The following is a 19,934-nucleotide window of genomic DNA, read 5'->3' as shown; positions in this document are numbered from 1 at the left end:
GTGGAAGCTTTCATTCTCAGCGCAGTGGAACAGGGCGTCATGACCATTACCCTCAATCGCCCGGACCGCCTCAACAGTTTTAACGATCTGATGCATCACCAGCTGGCGGAATGTCTGAAGCAGGCCGAGCGTGATGACGGCGTACGTTGCTTGCTGATCACCGGCGCTGGTCGCGGCTTTTGCGCCGGCCAGGATTTGAACGATCGCAATGTCGACCCCAGCGGCCCGCCGCCGGATCTCGGCCTGTCGGTAGAACGCTTTTACAACCCGTTAGTGCGCCGTCTGGCGGCGCTGCCGAAGCCGGTTATCTGCGCGGTCAACGGCGTTGCCGCCGGAGCGGGCGCTACCCTGGCGCTGGGCTGCGATATCGTGCTGGCCGCGCGTTCGGCCAAATTTGTGATGGCGTTCAGCAAGCTCGGCCTGGTGCCGGACTGCGGCGGTAGCTGGTTCCTGCCGCGGGTGGCCGGCCGCGCGCGCGCGATGGGGCTGGCGCTGCTGGGCGATAGCCTCAGCGCGGAACAGGCCGCGCAGTGGGGAATGATCTGGCAACTGGTGGACGATTCAGAACTGGCGGATACCAGTCTGCAGCTGGCGCGCCATCTGGCGGCGCAGCCGACGTTTGGTCTTGGGCTGATTAAAAAGGCGCTGCTGGCTTCTGAAACCAACAGTTTCGATGCGCAGCTGGATCTGGAGCGCGATTATCAGCGCCTGGCCGGACGCAGCGATGATTACCGCGAAGGGGTCAGCGCGTTTCTGGCCAAACGGCCACCACAGTTCAGCGGGAAATAGATGATGACGAGATCCTTAGCCAATGTGGCGGTGATCGGCAGCGGCACCATGGGGGCCGGCATCGCCGAAGTGGCTGCCGCCGCCGGACATCCGGTGCTGATTTACGACATCGATCATCAGGCCATTGCCCGGGCGATCGACGGCATTGCCAGGCGTCTCGCCTCACGGGTCGAGCGCGGCAAACTGGCGTCAGAGCAGGCCGACGCGCTGCTGGCGCGCCTGCATCCGGCTCACGATTTAGCCGCGCTTGCCGACGCGGATTTAGTGATTGAAGCGGCCTCTGAACGGCTGGAGGTCAAAACGGCGCTGTTCGCGCAGCTGGCGGAGATCTGCGCGCCGTCAACGTTGTTGACCAGTAACACTTCGTCTATTTCGATTACCGCCATCGCCGCCGGGGTCAAAAACCCGGAACGGGTGGCCGGGCTGCACTTTTTTAATCCGGCGCCGGTGATGAAGCTGGTCGAGGTGGTCAGCGGCCTGGAGACGTCTGCTGAGGTAGTAGAGCAGCTGTGCCAGTGCGTAAGCGGCTGGGGGAAACAGCCGGTACGCTGCCGCTCAACGCCCGGTTTTATCGTTAACCGCGTAGCGCGTCCGTTCTACGCCGAGGCCTGGCGCGCGCTGGAAGAGCAGGTTGCCGCCCCGGAGGTTATCGATGCCGCTTTGCGTGACGGCGGCGGTTTTCCGATGGGACCCCTGGCGCTGACTGATCTGATTGGCCAGGACGTCAATTTCGCCGTGACCTGTTCGGTGTTTAACGCCTTCTGGCAGGACCGCCGCTACCTGCCATCGTTCCTCCAGCAAGAGCTGGCGCTGGCCGGGCGGCTGGGTAAAAAGAGCGGTTACGGCGTCTATCGCTGGCCCGCTGAGACACTGCCGGACGCGGCGTTGCCGCCGGTTGCCAATGGCGCTCAATCCGTGATGACGATAAGTGACAGTGTCACTGAGCTGGACGAACTGCTGTTGCTGGAGACCGAAGGTGAGACCGCGCTGGCGCTAAGCGTTAAGCATCACCGCCCGGTGGTGGTGTATGACCTGTGCGCCAGCGATACGGTGGTGCTGGCCGCAGCGGCGACCAACGCGCCTGCGGCCACTGATAAGGCCGTGCATTACTTCCAACAGCAGGGCAAGAAAGTCCTGCATATTGCCGATTATCCCGGCCTGCTGGTGTGGCGCACGGTGGCGATGCTGATTAACGAAGCGCTGGATGCGCTGCAAAAAGGCGTCGCCAGCCCGCAGGATATCGATACCGCGATGCGCCTTGGCGTCAATTATCCGCACGGCCCGCTGGCATGGGGAGAACGCCTTGGCTGGCGACGGGTGCTGCAACTGCTGGAGAACCTGCAACACCATTATGGCGAGGAGCGCTATCGTCCCTGTTCCCTGTTGCGCCAGAAGGCGCTGATGGAGAAGCACCATGAGCAATGATGCGTGGCGCAACGCGCGCGTGATGTACGAAAAAGATACCTGCGCCAGAAAGATGGGGATCGAACTTATCGAAATGGACGACGGCTTTGCGCAGATGAGCATGACCGTCTCGGCGGACATGCTTAACGGTCATCAAACCTGTCACGGCGGTCAGCTATTTACGCTCGCCGATACCGCTTTCGCCTACGCCTGTAACAGCCAGGGGCTGGCGGCGGTGGCTTCGGCGGCAAACATTGATTTTCTTCGTCCGGCGTTTGCCGGCGACCGGCTGGTCGCCACCGCCCGAGTCAAACAGCAGGGCAAGCTGACCGGCGTCTACGACATCGAAATTGTTAATCAACAGCAAAAGATTGTGGCCCTGTTCCGCGGCAAATCGCACCGCATCGGCGGCACAATCACAGGAGACGTGTAATGCGCGACGCCTTTATTTGTGACGGGATCCGCACGCCGATTGGCCGCTACGGCGGCGCGCTGGCCGGCGTCCGCGCCGACGACCTGGCGGCGATCCCGCTACGTGAGTTGCTGAGCCGTAACCCCGAGCTCGACCCGGCAGCAATTGATGATGTGATTTTCGGTTGTGCTAACCAGGCCGGTGAAGATAACCGCAACGTAGCGCATATGGCGACGTTGTTGGCAGGTTATCCGCATACCGTGCCGGGCACCACGATTAACCGCTTGTGCGGATCGGGTCTGGATGCAATCGGTTTTGCCGCCAGGGCGATCAAAGCCGGCGATGCCGATCTGTTGATTGCCGGCGGCGTGGAATCGATGTCTCGCGCGCCGTTCGTGATGGGAAAAGCCAGCGCGCCTTATCAGCGTCAGGCGGAACTCTTCGATACCACGATTGGCTGGCGTTTTGTGAACCCGCTCATGGCGCAACACTTCGGAACTGACAGCATGCCGGAAACGGCCGAGAATGTAGCTGAATTGTTAAATATCAGCCGGATCGATCAGGACGCTTTCGCCTGGCGCAGCCAGCAGCGTACGGCGCAGGCCCAGCGCGACGGCATTCTGGCGCAGGAGATCGTGCCGGTGCAGATCATCGGCAAGAAAGGGGCGGTCAGCGCGGTACGCGATGATGAGCATCCCCGCCCGGAAACCACGCTTGAGCAGCTGGCGAAACTGAAAGCGCCGTTCCGCCAGGGCGGCGTCATTACCGCGGGCAATGCTTCCGGCGTCAACGATGGCGCCGCGGCGCTGATCATCGCCAGCGAACAGCAGGCCGCTATCCAGGGGCTCACGCCGCGGGCGCGTATCGTGGCGATGGCGACGGCGGGTGTTGAACCGCGCCTGATGGGGCTGGGGCCGGTACCGGCGGTGCGTAAAGTGCTGGAGCGAGCCGGGCTCAATATTAACGATATGGATCTGATTGAGCTGAATGAGGCCTTCGCCGCGCAGGCGCTGGGGGTGCTCAGACAGCTCGGCGTGCCGGATGATGCGGCGCATGTGAATCCCAACGGCGGCGCCATCGCGTTAGGCCATCCGCTGGGCATGAGCGGCGCTCGGTTAGCGCTGAGCGCCAGCCTTGAGCTGCAACGCCGGGGCGGGCGCTATGCGCTGTGTACGATGTGTATTGGCGTGGGTCAGGGCATTGCCATGATCCTCGAGCGAGTGTGAGCTAATTTACCTGCGAGTACCCTACAATGATAACTACTACAAAATTAGATCCGATTGAAACCGCATCGCGTGACGAACTGCAGGCCCTGCAAACCCAGCGCCTGAAATGGACGCTGAAGCATGCGTATGACAATGTGCCGATGTATCGCCGCAAATTCGACGCCGCCGGCGTGCACCCTGACGACTTTCGGGAATTAAACGATCTGCAAAAATTCCCCTGTACCACTAAACAAGATCTGCGCGACAACTATCCCTTCGATACCTTTGCGGTGCCGATGGAGCAGGTGGTGCGCATTCACGCCTCTTCCGGCACCACCGGCAAACCGACGGTAGTGGGCTACACGCAGAACGATATTGATAACTGGGCCAATATCGTCGCCCGTTCGCTGCGCGCCGCCGGCGGCACGGCGAAAGATAAAATTCACGTCGCCTACGGCTACGGCCTGTTTACCGGCGGCCTTGGCGCGCACTACGGCGCGGAGCGTTTAGGCGCGACGGTGATCCCGATGTCCGGCGGACAGACCGAAAAACAGGCGCAGCTGATCCGCGATTTTCAGCCGGATATGATCATGGTGACGCCGTCCTACTGCCTGAATCTGATTGAAGAGCTTGAGCGCCAGATGGGCGGTGACGCCCGCGGCTGCTCGTTACGCGTCGGCGTGTTTGGCGCCGAGCCGTGGACGCTGGCGATGCGCGCGGAGATCGAGCGCCGCCTGGGGATCACCGCCCTGGATATTTACGGTTTGTCGGAAGTCATGGGGCCGGGCGTAGCGATGGAATGTCTGGAAACCGTTGACGGCCCGACCATCTGGGAAGACCACTTCTTCCCGGAAATCGTCAACCCGGACGACGGTACGCCGCTGGAAGATGGCGAGCATGGCGAACTGCTGTTTACCACGTTGACCAAAGAAGCGCTGCCGGTGATCCGCTATCGTACCCGCGATCTGACTCGCCTGCTGCCGGGCACCGCGCGGACCATGCGCCGCATGGATCGCATCAGCGGGCGCAGCGACGATATGTTGATTATCCGCGGGGTTAACGTCTTCCCCTCGCAGCTGGAAGAGGAGATCCTCAAGTTTGAACACCTGGCGCCGCACTATCAGTTAGAGGTCAATCGCCGCGGTCATCTTGATTCGCTGGCGGTGCGCGTTGAACTGAAAGAGAGCGGGCTGGCGCTGAGCCACGAACAACGCTGCCAGATTTGCCATCAGCTGCGCCACCGCATTAAGTCGATGGTCGGGATCTCTACCGACATTACTATCGTCAACTGCGGCAGCATTCCTCGCTCGGAAGGGAAAGCCTGTCGGGTATTCGACCTGCGTAAAGCGGTGGTCAGCGGTTAATTCTCTCCCCGGTAGCCCGGCTGAGGCCTTTACGCCGTAAGCCGGGAATTTCCTGTGCTATGATTCATAAAGGAAAAAAATAACAACAGAATGAATCAGATGAGTAAACTCGACGCCTTTATTCAACAAGCGGTGACGGCGATGCCGATCAGCGGCACGTCATTAATTGCCTCGCTGTATGGCGACGCTTTATTGCAGCGCGGTGGGGAAGTGTGGCTGGGCAGCGTTGCGGCGCTGCTGGAAGGATTAGGCTTCGGCGAGCGCTTTGTCCGCACCGCGCTATTTCGCCTCAATAAAGAAGAGTGGCTCGATGTCATCCGTATCGGCCGGCGTAGCTTCTATCGCCTGAGCGATAAAGGGCTGCGCCTGACCCGGCGCGCGGAGCATAAAATTTATCGCGGCAGTGCCCCGGAATGGGACGGTACCTGGCTGCTGCTGCTTTCGGAAGGCCTGGAGAAAAATGTGCTCGCCGACGTCAAAAAGCAGCTGCTGTGGCAGGGCTTTGGCGCGCTGGCGCCCAGCCTGCTGGCCTCGCCGTCGCAAAAACTGGCCGATGTCCAGTCGCTGCTCCACGAAGCGGGCGTCGCCGAAAACGTCATCTGTTTTGAAGCCCATTCGCCGCTGGCGCTCTCCCGTGCGGCGCTGCGCAGCCGCGTGGAGGAGTGCTGGCATCTCACTGAACAAAACGAGATGTATGAATCTTTCATCTCGCTATTCCGACCGTTACTGCCGCTGCTGCGCGACTGCGACCCGGCCGAGCTGACGCCTGAGCGCTGTTTCCAGATCCAGCTGCTGCTGATCCATTTTTATCGCCGGGTGGTGCTCAAAGATCCGCTGCTGCCGGAGGAGCTGCTGCCGGCGCACTGGGCGGGGCAAACCGCCCGCCAGCTGTGTATCAATATTTATCAACGCGTGAATCCCGGCGCGCTGGCGTTCGTCAGCGAGAAAGGGGAAAGCTCGGTGGGCGAGCTTCCGGCGCCGGGCCCGCTCTATTATCAGCGCTTTGGCGGTTTGCCGGGCGCATAAGGAGGTTGCATGCCGATTTATCAGATTGATGGACTGACGCCAGTGGTGCCGGAGGAGAGCTACGTCCACCCAACCGCCGTGCTGATTGGCGACGTGATCCTCGGCAAAGGGGTCTATGTTGGGCCCAACGCCAGTCTGCGCGGCGATTTTGGCCGCATCGTGGTCAAAGACGGCGCCAATATTCAGGACAACTGCGTCATGCATGGATTCCCCGGCCAGGATACGGTGGTGGAAGAGGATGGCCACATCGGTCACGGCGCTATTCTGCACGGCTGCGTGATTGGCCGCAACGCGCTGGTGGGCATGAGCGCGGTGATTATCGACGGGGCGGTCATTGGCGAAAACAGCATTGTCGGCGCTTCGGCCTTTGTCAAAGCCAACGCCGAGATGCCCGCCAACCATCTGATTATCGGCAGCCCGGCAAAAGCGATTCGCACCCTGAGCGAACAGGAGCTGGCGTGGAAAAAACAGGGTACCCGTGAATACCAGGTGCTGGTGGAGCGCTGTAAGCAGACGCTGCATCAGGTGGAGCCATTACGGGAAGTGGAAGCAGGGCGTAAGCGACTGGAATTTGATGAAAACCTGCGGCCAAAAACGCAGCGCTAACTTTCCAGGGCAACCCGGAGGGGCTCGGTGGATTAGTGCTCAGCCAGTTCACGAAAGAACGCCGGGTTGGCCTGGATAACCGCCAGTACTTTTGCTGCCAGGCCTGTCGGGTTGCGCCGCCTGGACTCCCAACTTTTGATAGTATCCACGCTGGTACCCAGCGCTTTTGCCATCTCCGCCTGCGAAACATTAAGCTGAGTGCGGATGGCTTTCACATCAGCAACTTCATAGCGCGTCGCTCGGGCTGGGGCCTTGTTGCCGTCTTTGATCTCAACAGCCTCTTCCAGGGACGCTTTAAGTTCGTTGAAGTAACCCATTTCAAACCTCATTTTTTAGTCGCCGGGTCAGTTTCCTGAGTTCGTTTTTTTCCGCTGCGCTCAGGCTCTCTTTGGTGTGCTTGGGGTAGGCTAAGACGAGATAGATGATCTCGCGGGTTGCCAGAAAATAAATCACCCGCACGCCGCCGCTTTTTCCCTGTGAGCCTGTCGCCATTCTTATTTTCCGTAACCCGCCGGTATCCTGGATAAGATCGCCGAAATCCGGATTGCCTATGAGTTGCCTCTGCAGTCCCCTCAGATCTTCATCGCTGGCCAGCTGTTTTATCTGGCGGGTAAATAGCGACGTTTCGATAAATTCAATGGCATGACACACGAAAACGCTCCTTGCTAAGGTACCATGTACACCATCGGGTGTACATAGTACGCACTCCTGTTTTTGACCATGACAACGGTTGCCGTCAGCGACCGGGAGTGAGCCAGATTCGCGCGGCGACAGCCATGGTACAGGCTGGTGGCTTAAGGCGTTGGAATGATGTGTGAATTTACGAGGCGGCTCGTAAAAGGGGGATGGGCGAGGGGAAAAAAACACTCCCACCGGGCGGCGGGAGTGGAAATCTTAGGCTGCAACCACGCTGTCGATGGCCGCTTTCGCGTCGGACTGCGCTTTGGCCGCCACTTCCGGGCCGTAAGCGATACCTTCGGCGAACACAAAGTTCACGTCGGTGATGCCGATGAAGCCGAGGAAGGTGGACAGGTACGGGGTGACCAGGTCGGTCGGGGTATCTTTGTGGATACCGCCGCGGCTGGTCACGACGACCGCACGTTTACCGGTCACCAGACCTTCCGGCCCTTTCTCGGTGTAGCGGAAGGTGACGCCGGCGCGAGCCACCAGGTCAAAATAGTTTTTCAGCTGCGTCGGGATGTTGAAGTTGTACATCGGCGCAGCGATAACAATCACATCATTGCCTTTCAGTTCGGCGATCAGCTCGTCGGAAAGGGCCAGCGCTTCCTGCTGACGCGGAGTCAGCGGCGCGTCGCTCGGACGCAGGGCACCAACCAGTTCACCATCCAGAACCGGGATCGGATTAGCGGCCAGGTCACGCACGGTGATCTCGTCGCCCGGGTGTTTTTCCTGCCATTGTTCAACAAAATAGTCGGAAAGCTGACCAGATTGTGAGTACCCTGCCAGAATACTGGATTTCAGAACTAATACTTTGCTCATGGGTGTTTCCTTTTTTAATGTGATTGACGGGTCAATGCCCTGGTGCTTGTTGACACTGTATTCACAATCGCGCCACAGAGATAGCGCAATATATCGAATCCTATGTTCAGATTTTTTGAACAAGGCACGGATGACACAGATGTGGTACTCTAAGGCAATACTTCAAAAGAGATTTTCCCGGCAGAGCTCTGCCCGATAACGCTATGACAGAACAACAAAAAATCACCTTCCCCCAGCTTTATCAACAGCTCGACGGCCTGATGCTGCGCGATAAAACGCGCTTCGCCCGCCGTCTGCACGGTGTGAAGAAGGTTAAAAATCCTGAATCGCAACAGGCCATCCTCCAGGAGATGGCGCAGGAGATAAGCCAGGCAGCCGGTAAAGTCCTGCTGCGCGAAGCGGCGCGTCCGGCCATCACCTATCCTGAAAACCTGCCGGTTAGCCAGAAAAAACAAGAGATTCTCGAGGCGGTGCGCGATCACCAGGTGGTGATAGTCGCCGGAGAGACCGGTTCGGGTAAAACCACCCAGTTACCAAAAATCTGCATGGAGCTGGGCCGCGGGCTGAAAGGGCTGATCGGCCATACCCAGCCGCGTCGTCTGGCCGCGCGAACCGTCGCCAACCGTATCGCCGAGGAGCTGCAAACGGAGCCGGGCAGTTGCATCGGCTATAAAGTTCGCTTTAGCGATCACGTCAGCGACAACACCATGGTCAAGCTGATGACCGACGGTATTCTGCTGGCGGAGATCCAGCAGGATCGCCTGCTGATGCAGTACGACACCATCATTATCGATGAAGCGCACGAGCGCAGTCTGAACATTGATTTTCTGCTCGGCTATCTGAAAGAGCTCCTGCCGCGCCGCCCGGACCTGAAAATCATCATTACCTCGGCGACCATCGACCCGGAACGTTTCTCAAAGCATTTCAATCATGCGCCCATTATCGAAGTCTCCGGGCGGACTTACCCGGTGGAAGTCCGCTACCGGCCGATAGTGGAAGAGGCGGACGACACCGAGCGCGATCAATTACAGGCGATTTTTGATGCGGTTGACGAACTGGGGCGCGAAGGGCCCGGCGATATTCTGATCTTTATGAGCGGTGAGCGGGAAATTCGCGATACCGCTGATGCGCTGAATAAGCTGGATCTGCGCCATACTGAAGTGCTGCCGCTGTATGCCCGCCTGTCCAACAGCGAGCAGAACCGCGTCTTCCAGCCGCACAGCGGACGACGCATCGTGCTGGCGACCAACGTGGCGGAAACTTCGCTGACCGTGCCGGGCATTAAATACGTTATCGATCCCGGTACTGCGCGTATCAGCCGTTACAGCTACCGCACCAAGGTGCAGCGCCTGCCGATCGAGCCGGTTTCCCAGGCGTCCGCCAACCAGCGTAAGGGCCGCTGCGGCCGCGTTTCGGAAGGGATCTGTATTCGTCTTTATTCGGAAGACGATTTCCTGTCGCGCCCGGAGTTTACTGACCCGGAAATTCTGCGTACCAACCTGGCGTCGGTCATCCTGCAGATGACCGCCCTGGGCTTAGGCGATATCGCCGCCTTCCCGTTTGTCGAAGCGCCGGATAAGCGCAATATCCAGGACGGCGTGCGCCTGCTGGAAGAGCTGGGCGCCATCACCACCGATGAGCAGGCCACCGCCTATAAGCTGACGCCGATGGGCCGCCAGCTCAGCCAACTGCCGGTGGATCCCCGTCTGGCGCGCATGGTGCTGGAGGCGCAGAAGCACGGCTGCGTGCGGGAAGCGATGATCATCACCTCCGCGCTGTCGATTCAGGACCCGCGCGAGCGGCCGATGGACAAACAGCAGGCCTCCGATGAGAAGCACCGCCGCTTCCACGATAAAGAGTCCGATTTCCTCGCCTTCGTCAATCTGTGGAACTACCTTGGCGAGCAGCAGAAGGCACTGTCGTCGAATCAGTTCCGCCGCCAGTGCCGGGTCGATTTTCTTAACTATCTGCGCGTGCGCGAGTGGCAGGACATCTACACCCAGTTGCGCCAGGTGGTGAAAGAGCTCGGCCTGCCGATCAACAGCGAGCCGGCGGAATATCGCGAGATCCATACCGCGTTGCTGACCGGTTTGCTGTCGCACATCGGCATGAAGGATGCCGATAAGCAGGAGTTTACCGGCGCGCGCAACGCCCGCTTCTCCATCTTCCCGGGTTCCGGTTTGTTTAAAAAGCCGCCAAAATGGACGATGGTGGCGGAACTGGTGGAAACCAGCCGGCTGTGGGGGCGCATCGCCGCCCGCATTGAGCCGGAGTGGGTTGAGCCGGTCGCGCAGCACCTGATCAAGCGCTCATACAGCGAACCGCACTGGGAGCGGGCGCAGGGCGCGGTGATGGCGACGGAGAAGGTCACCGTCTACGGCCTGCCGATCGTTGGCGCACGCAAGGTCAACTACAGCCAGATCGACCCGGCGCTGTGCCGCGAACTGTTTATCCGCCACGCGCTGGTGGAGGGCGACTGGCAGACGCGGCATGCCTTCTTCCGGGAAAATCTGAAGCTGCGGGCGGAAATCGAAGAGCTGGAGCATAAATCGCGCCGTCGCGACATCCTGGTGGATGACGAAACCCTGTTCGAGTTCTACGACCAGCGCATTAGCCACGACGTCATCTCCGCCCGTCATTTTGATGCCTGGTGGAAGCAGGCCAGCCGCGAAACGCCAGACTTGCTCAATTTTGAAAAGAGCATGCTGATTAAAGAAGGGGCGGAGCAGGTCAGCAAGCTGGACTACCCGAACTTCTGGCATCAGGGGAATCTCAAGCTGCGGCTTAGCTACCAGTTTGAACCGGGCGCCGATGCCGATGGCGTGACGGTGCATATTCCGCTGCCTCTGCTGAACCAGGTGGAGGAGGCCGGATTTGAGTGGCAGATCCCAGGCCTGCGTCGCGAGCTGATTATCGCGCTGATAAAATCGCTGCCGAAGCCGGTGCGGCGCAATTTCGTCCCGGCCCCTAACTATGCGGAAGCGTTTCTCGGCCGGGCGACGCCGATTGAGCTGCCGCTGCTTGATTCGCTGGAGCGTGAGCTGCGTAAGATGACCGGCGTGACCATCGACCGCGAGGCCTGGCAATGGGATCAGGTGCCCGATCACCTCAAAATCACCTTCCGGGTGGTGGATGACAAAAACAAGAAGCTGCAGGAAGGGCGCTCGCTGCAGGCGTTGAAAGACGCGCTGAAGGGCAAAGTTCAGGAGACGCTGTCGGCGGTGGCCGATGACGGCATTGAGCAGAGCGGGCTGCATATCTGGAGCTTTGGTACGCTGGCGGAAAGTTACGAACAGAAACGCGGCAACTATAAGGTGAAAGCCTGGCCGGCGCTGGTGGACGAGCGCGACAGCGTGGCTATCAAGCTGTTTGATAATCCACAGGAACAGCAGCAGGCCATGTGGCGTGGTCTGCGCCGCCTGCTGCTGCTCAACATCCCGTCGCCAATTAAGTATCTGCACGAAAAACTGCCGAACAAAGCCAAGCTTGGGCTCTATTTTAACCCGTACGGTAAAGTGCTGGATCTGATTGACGATTGCATCTCCTGCGGCGTTGATAAGCTTATCGACGAGGCGGGCGGTCCGGTGTGGGCGGAAGAGGGCTTCAGTCAATTGCACGAGAAGGTTCGCGCCGAGCTCAACGACACGGTGGTGGAGATCGCTAAACAGGTCGAGCAGATCCTCACCGCGGTGTTCAATATCAACAAACGGCTGAAAGGCCGCGTGGATATGACCATGGCGCTGGGGCTGTCGGATATCAAAGCGCAGATGGCGGGTCTGGTGTATCGCGGTTTTGTCACCGGCAACGGTTTCCGCCGTCTTGGCGATACGCTGCGTTATCTGCAGGCGATTGAAAAGCGTCTCGAGAAGATGGCTATCGATCCGCACCGCGATCGCGCGCAGATGCTGAAAATTGAGAGCGTGCAGCAGGCGTGGCAGCAGTGGCTGAATAAGCTGCCGCCGAACCGCCGTGAGGACGACGATGTCCGGGAGATCCGCTGGATGATCGAGGAATTGCGGGTGAGCTTCTTCGCCCAGCAATTGGGCACCCCGTATCCCATCTCGGACAAACGCGTCCTGCAGGCGATGGAACAGATCACGCCGTAATCCCCTCATTCCCCAGCCCGGTGGCGCTGTGCTTGCCGGGCGGGGGCATATCCTGAGGCTGATACTCATCAGTACGCCGCACCCGATAATCTTCCCGCCCCGGATGTGGCCCATACTGGTTCTCCCGGACGTAAAATTAACGGATTCTGAAAATCAACCCGGTGGCTTGGGGAACCTGCTTTATTGGCGTATGTTTAGCCTCGCTTTGCCGGATAAACAGGACACGGAGTCTATTTTTACGATGATGGCTATGTACAGACTATTTATGCTGGTGTCGGCCATTCTTGTTATTACGGCGTGTAAGCCTTTCGTTGACGCTTTTTCCTGTGATGAAACACAGCGGGCGATCAACGATGCCAATTTTTTTATTTTGACCTATCTTCCGCCGCTCAATGGTGAGGTGCAGAGCGTAAAAATTGACGGTAGCCAAAATAACGACGCAGGCACGCTGCGTTTTGCCCGGTGCCGCCGGCTGGAAAGTTACGAGCGAGCAAAAACTTTTAATACCGCGAATGACTCCACGATAGTCAGAGATAATGTTCACTGGCGAAATGATAAAGGATGGATGCGGGAATATATCCGACAGACCCGGAGCGCGACGGGAAATATCAGAAAAATGGTCATGCGTGAGCAGTTCTACACCGATAATCTCGGGCGCATTGTACGTTCAGAGAATCTACTCGTGTCGCAGCAACCGCCCAAAGCCATGAGCACAACCACCTATCACTATGACGACCGCCATCGGCTGGTGCGTAAAACGGTCAATGGCGGCATGATGGCCATGCTTGCTGTCAATTATCGCTACGCGGAAGGGCATTTAAGCCGCATTGCCGACTCGGATGCGACCACGACGCTGCGTTGGGATGAAAAAGGGCGGTGGTTATCCGAGGAAAGAACTACCACGTATAGTACAAAACACCAGTCGCGCTGTTTAGGCTGGGACCCCGAGGGGAACTGTACCGGGGAATATGGCGAGCAAGAAGGATACGGCGGAAAAAGCGACGCGTCTCTGCACTATCAGTATACGTATTATCCCCAATGATCGTCAGCGGACGAATGCCGCTGGTGACGCGTCCCGGCGCGGGTTTTCTCCCTCTCCCTGGGGGAGAGGGCCGGGATGAGGGCATCAGGCCGCCCGGATCTTACCCATTCACCAGCGCCAGCGTAAACCCATCCCATCCCTTGATGCCCACCGTCTGCAGCGCGGTGGCAGTGAGCCGCGGGTTATCCCCGATCATTTCGATAAACCGACGCACGCCCTGCACGCGCGCATCATCGCTTTGTCCGTTAATCACTTCGCCATCGCGCACCACGTTATCGCCCACGATCAGCGTCCCGGGGCGCGAATAGTGCAGCGCCCACTCCAGATAGCGAGGATTATTAGGTTTATCGGCATCAATAAAGATCAGGTCGAACGGCTGCACATTCGCGAAATTTTCCAGCGTGTTCAGCGCCGGTCCTTCAATGAGTTCAATGCGCTCGTTTAGCCCCGCAAGGCGGATATTCTGGCGCGCCACCCCGGCATGGCCAGGATCGGCCTCGAGGGTAATCAGCTTTCCGTCGGCGGGCAGCGCACGCGCCATCCAGATAGCGCTATAGGCGCCGAGTGTGCCAATTTCCAGGATCCGCCGCGCCTGTGTTATACGCACCAGCAGCGCCAGAAATTGCCCCTGATTGGCCGCAACATCATGTTCAGGTAGCCCGGCGCGTTTGTTGTTTTCCAGTACCTGACTCAGTATGTCATCTTCAGGAATAAGCGAAGAAATCATGAAATTATCGACGGCAGACCACTGTTGTTGCATAGATTGACTCCCTGGTGGTTGTTGCCGGGTAGCGCTGCGCTACACCGGCCTGAATATGGGTTTCTGCGCTCTCCACGGTTGTGGACCGGCGCGCAGAGGGTATTCACGCGTTCATCCAGCCGCCTCCCAGCGCCCGGTACAGATCGATCTGCGCCAGCAGCAGGTTGTTCTTCACCTGCACTACGCTAAGCTGGGTGGAGAACAGCGTTCGCTGGGCATCAAGCACATCCAGATACGAAGAGTAGCCGTTACGGTAGCGGTTCTGCGCAATGCGCAATGTTTCCTCCGCCACCGCCACCTGCCCCTGCAGTTCGGTCAGCTGTTCACCGTAGCGGCTAATGGCGTCAAGGCTGTCATTCACCTCTTTGAACGCGCCGCGCACCGTTTTCTCGTAGCTATAGAGCGCCTGGTTGCGCTGGGCCATGGAGACATCCACCTGGGCATTTAACGCCTGGCGGTTAAGCAGCGGCGCCAAAATACTGCCGCCGACGCTCCACAGCCGCAGCGGGTTGTCCAGCAGGTCCGGCAGTGTACGATCCTGCAGGCTGCCGGTGGCGGTGAGGTTGATAGACGGCAGCAGCTGCGCCTGCGACGAGGCCAGGGTGGCATCGGCGGCCACCAGCTGACGCTGAGCCTGTACGATATCCGGGCGGCGGTTGAGTAAGGTGGACGGCAGTTGCGACGGCAGACGCAGCGGAGTGAGCTGGGCGAACTCGCCGCGTTTTACCGCGCCGGGGTTATCACCCAGCAGCACGCTGAGCGCATTTTCCTGCTGCGCAATCTGGTGCTGTAGCGGCGGGATCTGCGCCCGCGTTGAGCGCAGCTCCGAATCTGCCTGCATCAGCTCAAGGCGTGAAGTATACCCGGTTTCAAACTGACGCTTCGCCAGGCGCCACGCGTCTTCCCGTGATTTCAGCGTCTGTTGGGTAACCCGCAGCTGCTCATCCAGCGACAACAGGGTCACGTAGCCGACGGCCACCGAGCTGGCGACGCTCAAATTGGCCGCGGCTGCAGCGGCTTTTTGCGCCTCGAGGCTGGCTCCGGCGGCGCTGGCCGCGCTGCGGTTGGCGCCCCAGATATCAACATCATAGCTGGCGGTCAGGCCGCCTTTGTACAGCGTGCTATGGATCGGCAGGCCGGTGGCGGCGGACTGCGCGCGGGCGCGGGTACCGCTCAGGCTGGCGTCCAGCGAGGGGAAAAGGCTGCTGTCGGCGGCATAGGCCCGCGCCTGATACTCATTCACCCGCTCCCGGGCGATCAGCACATCGCTGTTATAGCGCAGCGCCCGGTCGACATACTGATTGAGCGTGCTGTCATGAAAATTGCGCCACCAGACGCCTTCCACCGGGCTGGCCGGGCCAACGTCGGCCCGCCAGGCGGCAGGGATGGTCAGGGTCGGCTGCGCGCGCTGCACGTCGGCGGATTGACAGCCGACCAGCGCGAGGATGACGGCAAGGGTGACCGGGCGGATCATGGCTGTTTCTCCGCGCGGGTATCAATGGTCACCTGCACCGACATACCGGGACGCAGGTGTTCGCTGTACTTCTGCCCGTCGTTGACCGTAATGCGCACCGGGATCCGCTGGGCGATCTTGACGAAGTTGCCGGTGGCGTTGTCCGGTGAGATGGCGCTGAATTCCACCCCGGTCGCCGGGGAGATGCTCTGCACCTTGCCATGGAAACGCTCACCGTTAAGCGCGTCGACGGTGAAGGTGACCGGCTGGCCGATACGCACCTCGGCAAGCTGGGTCTCTTTCAGGTTGGCGATCACCCAGTGCTGCGGCGGGACCAGCGAGGTCAGATGGGTTCCGGCGCTGACGTAGGCGCCAAGACGTACCGAGATCTGCCCCAGCTGGCCGCCGGTGGGGGCGATGATCTGCGTATTCTGCAGGTCGATCTGCGCCAGCTCGAGGGCGGCTTTGGCGCTGGCCACGTCGGCTTCCAGCGAATCGCGATTGACGATGGTCGATTCACGGTCCTGGCGCGACATCTCCAGCGCCGCTTTCGCCTGTTCAATATCCGCAGCCCCTTGCGCCGCGCTGGCGCGCGCCGAATCACGCTCGCGGATCGACAGCGAACCATCGGCAGTCAGCTCCTGTACCCGTTTTAAATCGGCCTGGATTTTCAGATTCTGCGCGCGGGCGTTTTGCAGCGCGGCTTCATTTTTGGCGATCGTCGCCTCGGCGCTTTTGCGCTGCTGCAGATTGTTGCGCAGCGCGGCCTCCTTCATCGCCAGAGTCGCCTGGGCCTGATGCACCCGCTGCTTATAGATGCGATCGTCTATCTGGAACAGCACCTCGCCCGGCTGGACAATTGCGAAATCTTTGACGTTGACGGCGGTGATGTAGCCGTTGACCTGCGGGCTGATAAAGGTGGTCTGCCCGCGCACATAGGCGTTATCGGTAAACTGGCTATGCCGGGTGAACGGCGGCAGTTGCCAGGCGTAGAGGATCACTAATACGCCGACGAGGCCTATCGCTGCGGCGGTAAAAATGGAGACCACGCGAATGTTGTTCCGGGTGTTGGCCTGTTGTTTGGCCGCATCCTGCTGACTCATAACGACTCCAGAGATGAAATGATGATAATTATTTGCTGCCGGTGGCGCGTTTTAAGGCGATACGGGCGGTCAGTCGTAAGCGAATTAAGCGCCAGAAAACCCACACTAATGTGCCGGCGGAGATGGCCGCCGTCAGCAGATAGGTGTCATTCCAGGCGAGAATATTGGCCTGCAGCGTCGCGGCGTTTTGCAGCAGGGTGGTGGCCTGAACGTTAAGCAGGGTGCTGTCGCCGATCTGGCTCTGATACATCTGGCTATACTGCTGCAGCCGCTCGACGATCAGCGGGTTCAGGGTGGTGATCTGGTCCGCCAGCTGGCTGGAGTGAAATTTTTCCCGCCAGGTCTGGAAGGTGCCGAGGATCGCCGACCCCAGCAGACCGCCGATGTTCTGGCTCATGCCGAATAGCACCGAGAAGCTGACCAGGTTGCGCGGATCGGCAAACACGCCGCCAATGCCGGCGAGCATCGCCGGGGCCAGAAAGAAGGCGCTGCCGAAGCCGAGTAAAAACTGGCTGAACATTAATTGTTCCGGACGGGTGAGGGCGTTGGACTGGCTGTCGAGCAGCGAGGCTACCATGATCAGCGCCAGGGCGGTGGCGGTCGGCCAGTAGAGCTTCTGCGGGTTGAGCGTCAGACAACTGGCGATGATCCCGCACAGAATGCCGGCGAAAATTGACCATGCGAGGTTAGTCATCTGTTCGTTTTGCAGACCAACGTACTGCAACCAGCCGATGACCCCGGTGTTTTGCTCCGCCAGCACGATGCGGATCAGCAGCATAATCAGGCCGAGGCGTACGATGCTGCCGCTGGAGAGCCACTTGGTATTGAGCAGGGGATTGCTGCGGTTATGCTCAAAGGCGATAGCGGCGACGATCAGCACCACCGCTGCCGCCAGCGACCAGCCGATCCACGGCGCTTCAAACCACCACTCGAGCCGCCCCAGCGACAGCACGGCGCACACCAGCGCCATGCCGGGCGCCAGCAGAAAGAAGGTGATAAAATCCTTCTTCTCGAACACCTTTTTACGATCGCTCGGCGGCAGTTTCAGCGCGATGACGCAGGCCAGCGACACCAGCGCCAGCCCCAGTTCAAAGAAGTAAAGGCCGCGCCATTCATCGATCTGCAGCAGTTCGGTGGAAAAGAGACGCGCCAGCGGAATGGCCAGCGACGAGCCGGTGATGCCGATGGTTAGCCCTTTCAGGCGGTGGCGTGCGGGCCAGGCCTGCACCTGGTAGTAGATCCCCAGCGAGCTGAGCGCTGCGGCCACCATGCCGTGGGCGGCGCGGACCATCATCGCCGAGCTGAGATCGTTGACGAACAGGTGGAAAAAGGTGACCAGCACATAGAGCACCAGAAAGCCTTCGGTAAAGGCACGCAGCCCAAACTGCTGGCGAAATTTCACCAGCAGCAGGTTGATGGAGACGTTGGTCATGACGTACACCGCCGGCAGCCAGGCGATCTCGGTCGACCAGGCGGCGAAGGTGCCCTGCAGCAGCTGCAGGTTGGCGGTGACCACCGCGTTGCCCAGCGCGCCGGTGAGGCACACCAGCAGGCCGACCACGCCATAGGCGAGACGTTTCTGCGGACTGTGCAGCGGCGTCGAGGGCGAGCCAAGCAGGGCTGGTTTTTCATGCGGCGCCCAGTCATGCGGGGCATAGGGGTTATCCTGGCGACGGGGCATTATTTCTTCTCCACTTCGCGCAGCAGTTTTTCCAGCACCCGCTGAGTTTGCTCCCGCTCCTGCGGGGTAATCGCCGTCAGGATCTCTTCGCGCAGATCGTCCGCCACCGTTTTGACCTGCTCATACAGCGCCATTCCCTGCTCGGTGGCGACCAGCAGCCGCTTACGTTTATCGCTGGCGGTCGTGACACGCTCCACCAGGCCGAGGGCGACCAGCCTGTTGATCAGCGGCACAATGGTCGGACTCTCTACCCCCAGCTCCTGCGCCAGTTCGCTTTGCGACAGCGGCTGTGGCTGGCGGGCAATGGCCGCGACCGCCACCCAACTGGCCTGGCTCAGGCCAAGGTCCTTTAGCCGACGGTTGACCGCCAGCCGCCAGTGATGGGCGGTGAGGTATAAAAGATGGGAGAAGTTAAGCTGTCGATTGTCCATAGGTCGTCTGTCAATATCGTTAGAGCTCTAACGAGTTTATGTCGGGCGACCGCCATAATTCAAGGCGAAGGAAAAAAATTGGTTAACGGTATGTGCGTTTATTGTGGCTAATAGCGATGGGTTAACCCGCGAACCCTCTACTCACTGAGGATGCTCTTATTCTGCGCCATGACCCAGGTGATAAAGGCCCGCAGCGGCACCGGTATATGTTTCCGGCTCGGGTAGTAGACGCAGAAATGGTCGGCAGGATAGTGGTAGTCGGGTAACAAACGGACCAGGCTGCCCGCGCTCAACTGCTGCGTCACCAGCGACTGATAGACAAAGGCGATGCCTAATCCGCTCTCCGCCGCCTGGATCATCGCCGTATCGGAATCAACGACCAGATCGCCTCTGACCGAAACTTCACTGGGCTCACCGCTGGGGCTAATAAACTCCCAACGGTACTTTTCACCGCTGGGAAAACAGCGGTTGATGCAGCGGAAATTGACCAGCGACTGCGGGGTGTCGGGCTCGCCGGCCTCGCGGATATAGGCCGGGCTGGCCACCGGGATCAGCGACAGCTTCTCGCCAAAGGGGATGGCAATCATATCTTTGGGCACATCCTGCGAATAGCGAATACCGGCGTCAAAACCGGACTCAATAATATTGACTTTCCGATCGGTGGTATACAGTTCGAGCGTTACATCGGGATAGGCGGTTTTAAAGGCAATAAAATAGTGTTGAAAAAACAGGTCAAGAACAATACGCGGTAAATTGACTTTCACCACGCCTTCCGGCGTCAGGCGATGATAATTCAGGCTGTCAACCACCCGGCGATAATCATTGACCACCGGCGTCATATTATTAAGAAATTCCTCACCCACGGTAGTTAATGACAAACTGCGCGTCGAGCGATTCAGCAGGCGTACGCCTAACTTTTCTTCCAGATGATTAATAGCGCTGGTGAGGGCCGGTGGTGAAAGATTTAATGCCCTGGCGGCCTGGCGAAAACTGCCATGTTTCACTATGAGTATTAATATTTCAATTTGTTGCAAATCCGGCAAGGTTTTCAT

The 19,934-nt window shown here is 59.3% G+C and carries 17 protein-coding genes and 1 pseudogene; 9 read left to right on the top strand and 9 right to left on the bottom strand.

Annotated elements, in window-relative coordinates; translation table 11 throughout:
* The 7 genes from paaG (at position 1) to paaY (ending at position 6,806) form a co-directional block, all read left to right on the top strand.
* Positions 1-789: a 2-(1,2-epoxy-1,2-dihydrophenyl)acetyl-CoA isomerase PaaG gene (gene paaG / locus DTA24_RS16060; RefSeq protein WP_123836944.1), complete on the top strand. Its 789-nt coding sequence runs from the start codon at positions 1-3 to the stop codon at positions 787-789.
* The gene (locus tag DTA24_RS16055; protein ID WP_164481340.1) at positions 790-2,214 is read left to right on the top strand and encodes a 3-hydroxyacyl-CoA dehydrogenase; all 1,425 of its coding nucleotides are present in this window, start codon (positions 790-792) and stop codon (positions 2,212-2,214) included.
* Positions 2,204-2,626 (top strand): hydroxyphenylacetyl-CoA thioesterase PaaI, encoded by a 423-nt coding sequence (gene paaI, locus DTA24_RS16050; protein ID WP_012541929.1) that lies wholly within the window; start codon positions 2,204-2,206, stop codon positions 2,624-2,626. Before DTA24_RS16055 ends, paaI begins: the two co-directional genes overlap by 11 nt.
* Positions 2,626-3,831 carry a 3-oxoadipyl-CoA thiolase gene (gene pcaF / locus DTA24_RS16045; protein WP_123836943.1) on the top strand — a complete coding sequence of 402 codons (1,206 nt, stop codon included), beginning with the start codon at positions 2,626-2,628 and terminating at the stop codon, positions 3,829-3,831. The genes paaI and pcaF overlap by 1 nt, the downstream gene beginning before the upstream one ends.
* A 26-nt stretch (positions 3,832-3,857) precedes the next feature.
* Positions 3,858-5,174 carry a phenylacetate--CoA ligase PaaK gene (gene paaK / locus DTA24_RS16040; protein ID WP_008805116.1) on the top strand — a complete coding sequence of 439 codons (1,317 nt, stop codon included), beginning with the start codon at positions 3,858-3,860 and terminating at the stop codon, positions 5,172-5,174.
* A gap of 99 nt (positions 5,175-5,273) precedes the next feature.
* Positions 5,274-6,200, top strand: coding sequence for a phenylacetic acid degradation operon negative regulatory protein PaaX (gene paaX / locus DTA24_RS16035; RefSeq protein WP_162535956.1), 927 nt, complete (start codon positions 5,274-5,276; stop codon positions 6,198-6,200).
* Positions 6,201-6,209: 9 nt separating this feature from the next.
* Complete coding sequence (paaY, locus tag DTA24_RS16030; protein WP_008805114.1) at positions 6,210-6,806, top strand: phenylacetic acid degradation protein PaaY; 597 nt, start codon at positions 6,210-6,212, stop codon at positions 6,804-6,806.
* Positions 6,807-6,838: 32 nt separating this feature from the next.
* Here the strand turns inward: paaY and nadS are convergent, their stop codons facing one another.
* From nadS to azoR, 3 genes are all read right to left on the bottom strand, one after another.
* Positions 6,839-7,123, bottom strand: a complete 285-nt coding sequence (gene nadS, locus DTA24_RS16025) for a NadS family protein (RefSeq protein ID WP_012541926.1) — start codon at positions 7,121-7,123, stop codon at positions 6,839-6,841.
* A gap of 1 nt (position 7,124) precedes the next feature.
* Positions 7,125-7,457 (bottom strand): type II toxin-antitoxin system RelE/ParE family toxin, encoded by a 333-nt coding sequence (locus tag DTA24_RS16020; protein ID WP_016160915.1) that lies wholly within the window; start codon positions 7,455-7,457, stop codon positions 7,125-7,127.
* 243 nt (positions 7,458-7,700) lie between these two features.
* Positions 7,701-8,306 carry an FMN-dependent NADH-azoreductase gene (azoR, locus tag DTA24_RS16015; RefSeq protein ID WP_002902889.1) on the bottom strand — a complete coding sequence of 202 codons (606 nt, stop codon included), beginning with the start codon at positions 8,304-8,306 and terminating at the stop codon, positions 7,701-7,703.
* A 203-nt stretch (positions 8,307-8,509) separates the two neighbouring features.
* Between azoR and hrpA the strand changes: the two genes are divergently transcribed.
* Positions 8,510-12,412 carry an ATP-dependent RNA helicase HrpA gene (gene hrpA, locus DTA24_RS16010; RefSeq protein ID WP_023340060.1) on the top strand — a complete coding sequence of 1,301 codons (3,903 nt, stop codon included), beginning with the start codon at positions 8,510-8,512 and terminating at the stop codon, positions 12,410-12,412.
* Between the two features lie 241 nt (positions 12,413-12,653).
* Positions 12,654-13,454: a hypothetical protein gene (locus DTA24_RS16005; protein WP_227500903.1), complete on the top strand. Its 801-nt coding sequence runs from the start codon at positions 12,654-12,656 to the stop codon at positions 13,452-13,454.
* A gap of 100 nt (positions 13,455-13,554) precedes the next feature.
* On the opposite strand, the gene DTA24_RS16000 is transcribed toward DTA24_RS16005, so the two are convergent.
* The 6 genes and pseudogenes from DTA24_RS16000 to DTA24_RS15975 form a co-directional block, all read right to left on the bottom strand.
* Positions 13,555-14,214 carry an O-methyltransferase gene (locus DTA24_RS16000; protein WP_012968357.1) on the bottom strand — a complete coding sequence of 220 codons (660 nt, stop codon included), beginning with the start codon at positions 14,212-14,214 and terminating at the stop codon, positions 13,555-13,557.
* A 103-nt stretch (positions 14,215-14,317) separates the two neighbouring features.
* Positions 14,318-15,688 (bottom strand): efflux transporter outer membrane subunit, encoded by a 1,371-nt coding sequence (locus DTA24_RS15995; protein ID WP_012968356.1) that lies wholly within the window; start codon positions 15,686-15,688, stop codon positions 14,318-14,320.
* Positions 15,685-16,770 carry an HlyD family secretion protein gene (locus tag DTA24_RS15990; RefSeq protein ID WP_008805107.1) on the bottom strand — a complete coding sequence of 362 codons (1,086 nt, stop codon included), beginning with the start codon at positions 16,768-16,770 and terminating at the stop codon, positions 15,685-15,687. The genes DTA24_RS15995 and DTA24_RS15990 overlap by 4 nt, the downstream gene beginning before the upstream one ends.
* Before the next feature lie 28 nt (positions 16,771-16,798).
* A pseudogene (locus DTA24_RS15985) lies at positions 16,799-18,451 on the bottom strand (MFS transporter).
* Positions 18,451-18,882, bottom strand: a complete 432-nt coding sequence (locus tag DTA24_RS15980; protein ID WP_008805105.1) for a MarR family winged helix-turn-helix transcriptional regulator — start codon at positions 18,880-18,882, stop codon at positions 18,451-18,453. The pseudogene DTA24_RS15985 and the gene DTA24_RS15980 overlap by 1 nt, the downstream one beginning before the upstream one ends.
* 137 nt (positions 18,883-19,019) lie before the next feature.
* A complete protein-coding gene (locus tag DTA24_RS15975; RefSeq protein ID WP_023322523.1) occupies positions 19,020-19,934 on the bottom strand; it encodes a LysR family transcriptional regulator in 915 nt (304 codons plus the stop codon).

Source organism: Klebsiella sp. P1CD1 (genome assembly GCF_003790505.1).
In the GTDB taxonomy this organism is placed as follows: domain Bacteria; phylum Pseudomonadota; class Gammaproteobacteria; order Enterobacterales; family Enterobacteriaceae; genus Klebsiella; species Klebsiella variicola.
Note: the sequence above shows the minus strand (reverse complement) of the source record. Positions and strands in the feature narration are given on the sequence as shown.